This window comes from Nonomuraea sp. ZG12 (assembly GCF_052068115.1).
Lineage (GTDB): Bacteria > Actinomycetota > Actinomycetes > Streptosporangiales > Streptosporangiaceae > Nonomuraea.
In genome coordinates, this window is record NZ_JBQHCW010000048.1 from 30470 (window position 1) to 34935 (window position 4466).

The 4466-nt window shown below is 73.1% G+C and carries 1 protein-coding gene; it reads left to right on the top strand.

The genetic code is table 11. The features are described from left to right. Positions 1–44: 44 nt before the first annotated feature. The coding region (locus ACTMTF_RS48065; protein ID WP_441116795.1) for a type I polyketide synthase at positions 45–4466 on the top strand (4422 nt) is incomplete at its 3' end.

Below are 4466 nucleotides of genomic sequence, written 5' to 3' on the forward strand. Positions count from 1 at the left end.
CGCGCGGACGAAGCGCATTCGTGGCTTACGGAAAGGGTCGTCGAATGGCGAACGAAGAAAAGCTTCGTGATTACCTCAAGCGGGTCACCACAGACCTTCACCAGACTCGCAAACGCCTGCGCGAGCTGGAGGACGAACGGCTGGAGCCGATGGCCGTCGTCGGGATGGCCTGCCGGTTCCCCGGCGGGGTGGCGTCGCCGGACGACTTCTGGACCCTGCTGAGCACGGGGACGGACGCCGTTTCGCCGTTCCCGCAGGACCGGGGCCCGGAGTGGGGAAGCGTCTTCGACCCTGATCCGGCGGCGGTGGGCAAGAGCTACGCGCGGGAGGGGGCCTTCCTGCACGACGCCGGGGAGTTCGACGCGCGGTTCTTCGGGATCTCGCCGCGTGAGGCGCTGGCGATGGATCCGCAGCAGCGGCTGCTGCTGGAGACCTCGTGGGAAGCCCTGGAGAACGCCGGGATCGACCCGGTCTCGCTGCACGGCACGGCCACCGGGGTGTTCGCCGGACTGATCTACCACGACTACGCGGCCGGTGGGGTGGGCGACCTCGAAGGGTACGTCAGCACCGGGATCTCCGGCGGCGTCGCCTCCGGCCGGGTGGCGTACACGCTCGGCCTGGAGGGCCCGGCGGTCACCGTGGACACCGCGTGCTCGTCGTCGCTGGTGGCGATGCACCTGGCCACGTCCGCGCTGCGCTCGGGAGAGTGCACGCTGGCGCTGGCCGGCGGGGTCACGGTGATGGCCAGGCCGGGCACCTTCGTGGAGTTCTCCCGGCAGCGCGGCCTGGCCGCCGACGGCCGGTGCAAGGCCTACGCCGACGCGGCCGACGGCACCGGCTGGGGTGAAGGGGTCGGCGTCCTGGTTCTGGAACGGCTCTCGGACGCCCGCCGCAACGGGCACCGGGTGCTGGCGGTGATCCGCGGCAGCGCGGTGAACCAGGACGGCGCCTCCAACGGGCTGACCGCCCCCAACGGTCCTTCCCAGCAGCGGGTGATCGAGTCGGCCCTGGCCGGCGCCGGGTTGTCGGCCGGCGAGATCGACGTGGTCGAGGGTCACGGGACGGGCACCCGGCTGGGCGACCCGATCGAGGCCGACGCCCTGCTCGCCACCTACGGACAGGACCGGGACGCGGGCCGTCCGGTGCTCCTGGGCTCGGTCAAGTCCAACATCGGTCACACCCAGGCCGCCGCCGGCGTGGCCGGGGTCATCAAGATGATCCAGGCGATGGCGTACGGCGTCGTACCGGCGACCCTGCACGTGGACGCGCCGTCCTCGCACGTCGACTGGACGTCGGGTGCGATCGAGCTGGTGACCGAGGCGACCCCTTGGCCGCGGACCGATCACCCCCGCCGGGCGGGGGTGTCGTCGTTCGGTTTCTCCGGTACGAACGCGCACGTCATCCTTGAGCAGGCTCCGGCCGAGGAGGACGCGGTCACGGACGCTCCGGCGGCCCGGCCGCTGCCCGTGGTGCCCTGGCTGATCTCGGCCCGGGACACCGACGGTTTGGCCGCCCAGGCGGGCCGGTTGCGAGAATTCGTACTGAATCGTCCGGAGCTGGACCCGGCCGACCTCGGCTGGTCGCTGGCGGAGTCCCGCTCGGGTCTGCCGCGACGGGCGGTCGTCGTCGGGGCCGATCGGGATGAGCTGCTGTCCGGTGTGGCCGTGCTGGCGGCGTCGCCGGAGTCGGGCGAGTTCGCGATCGGTTCGGCGGGCAGCGCCGGCAAGGTCGGCTTCGTCTTCACCGGCCAGGGCGCGCAGCGGCTCGGGATGGGGCAGGGCCTGTACGCGGCCTACCCGGTGTTCGCGCGGGCGTTCGACGCCGTCTGCGCCGGTCTCGACGAACACCTCCGTCAGCCGGGCCGGCCGCTGGCCGCCGTCATCCGGGACGACGCCGAACTGCTGGACCAGACGATGTGGGCGCAGGCCGGGCTGTTCGCGGTCGAGGTCGCGCTGTTCCGGCTCCTGGAGTCGTGGGGCGTGCGCCCGGACGCGGTGGCCGGGCACTCCATCGGCGAGCTGGCCGCCGCGCACGTGGCCGGGGTCTGGTCGCTGGAGGACGCGTGCGCGGTGGTCGCGGCGCGGGGCCGCCTGATGCAGGCCCTTCCGGCCGGCGGGGCGATGCTCGCCGTTCAGGCCCGGGAGGAGGACGTCCGCCCTCTGCTGGCCACCTGCGACGGGGTCGGGCTCGCGGCGGTGAACGGTCCGGCCGCGGTGGTGCTCTCGGGACCCGCCGAGGCGGTGTCGGAGCTGCGGGAGCGGTTCGAGTCCCAGGGTGTACGGGTCCGTGACCTGCGGGTGTCGCATGCCTTCCACTCGGCGTTGATGGAGCCGATGCTGGCGGAGTTCGCGCGGGTCACCGCGTCGGTGACGTATCAGCGTCCGGCCATCGCGCTCGTGTCCACGGTGACCGGCCTGCCGGTGACGGACGAGGTGACGGATCCGGAGTACTGGGTGCGCCAGGTGCGCGAGCCGGTGCGGTTCGCCGACGCCGTCACCGCCCTGCGTGACCGGGACGTGCGCACCTTCGTGGAGCTCGGCCCGGACGGCGTGCTGTCCGCGCTGGGTTCCCAGAGCGTGGTGGCCGCGCCTGCCGCGGACTACCCGCTGGAGGCGGCTGAGGCGTGGGTGCCGGCGCTCCGGCGCGACCGGGACGAGGCCGTCACGCTGGTGTCGGCGGTGGGCCGGTTGTACACCCGTGGCGGGACGGTGGACTGGGCGCGGTTCTACGCCGGGAGCGGCGCGCGGCGGGTGGATCTGCCGACGTACGCCTTCGACAGGCAGCGATTCTGGCTCGATCCTGTGGCCGGGAGCGCCGACGCGAGCGGGCTGGGCCAGTCGGTGGCCGGCCATCCGCTGCTGGGAGCCACCGTCAGCCTCGCGGCCAGCGGCGGCCTGATGCTCACCGGGCGGCTCGGCCTGAGCTCCCAGCCCTGGCTGGCCGACCACGTGGTGGCCGGGCGAGTGATCGTCCCGGGGACGGCGCTGGTCGAGATGGCCGTCCGGGCCGGCGACGAGATCGGCTCGGGCCGGCTGGCCGAGCTGGTCATGGACGCACCGCTGGTGCTGCCGGCCGGCGCGTCCGGAGTCCGGGTCCAGGTCGTCCTCGACTCGCTGGACGGGGGGCGCAGCGAGGTCGCGATCTACTCACAGGCCGAGGACGACGACGTCACCGGCTCCTGGACCCGCCACGCCACCGGCATCCTGGAGCCATCCGACCGCACCCCGTCCGGTGGTTCGTCCGCGACCGCGTCAGACGGCACGTCCGCGAGCGTGCCTGGCGGCGCGTTCGCTGCTGCGGCCGATCTTGTTTCTTGGCCGCCTCTCGGGGCGGTGGAGGTGGCGCTGGACGGCTTTTATCCCGCTTTGGCGGACATCGGGCTGGCCTATGGGCCGGTATTTCAGGGTGTGCGTGCTCTGTGGCGGCGAGGGGAGGAGATCTTCGCCGAGGTCGCGCTGGGTGATGGCGTGGACGTCGCCGGGTTCGGGCTGCACCCCGCCCTACTGGACGCCTCCCTGCACGGCATCGCGGCCGGTCGTGCGGAGTCGGCCCCGCTGTTGCCGTTCGCCTGGACCGATGTCGTCTTCCACGCCACCGGCGCCTCCACCGCGCGCGTCCGGATCGTCCCCGCCGCGAAGGGCGGCGGCGTCACGGTGACCCTGGCCGACGAGTCCGGTGAACTGATCGCGTCGGTGGGATCGCTGGCTCTCCAAGCCCTTCCGGCGGTGGACCTGACCGAGGACGCGGAACTGGTACGCGAGGCCCTGTTCGGCCTGGACTGGGTGCCGGCCACCCCGGCGGCGGCCGTACCTGAGACGCCATGGGCCGTGCTCGGCCCCGAGCCCCTTCCTGACCTTCCCGGTGCCGCCCACTACGCAGACCTGCGGGAACTGCTGGCGGCCATCGATGCCGGCGCCCCCGTCCCCGACACCGCGATCGTCTGTGCGGTGGCCGCTCGTACGTTCGCTCCTCTCGATGGTGCGGTGCCGGTGGTCGCACGGATGCTCGCCGTTGACGTGCTGGGTGTGGTCCAGGAGTGGCTGGGCGCCGGGGGCCTGGCGGGCACGCGGCTGCTGGTGGTCACCGAGCGGGCCGTCGACGCCGGGCCGGGGCTGGAGCTGCGGTCGTCGGTGGTGACCGGTCTGGTGCGGGCGGCCGTGGCCGAGAATCCCGGCAGGCTGGCCCTGGCCGACGTCGATGACCTGACCGCTGATCCCAGTGGGCTGGGCCCGCTGCTGAGGGCGGGCATGGCCCTGGGCGAGCCCGAGTTCGCGGTCCGGCAGGGGCAGGTGCTCGTACCGCGACTGGCCCGGCCCGGCGGGGCGCTGGCCGTTCCTGATGGTGCCGATTGGCGGCTGGACTTCACCGAGCGCGGCACGTTGGACAACCTGACCTTGGTTCCCGTTGGTGGTGATGGGGGTTTGGGTGTTGGTGAGGTGCGGGTGGGTTTGCGGGCTGGTGGGGTG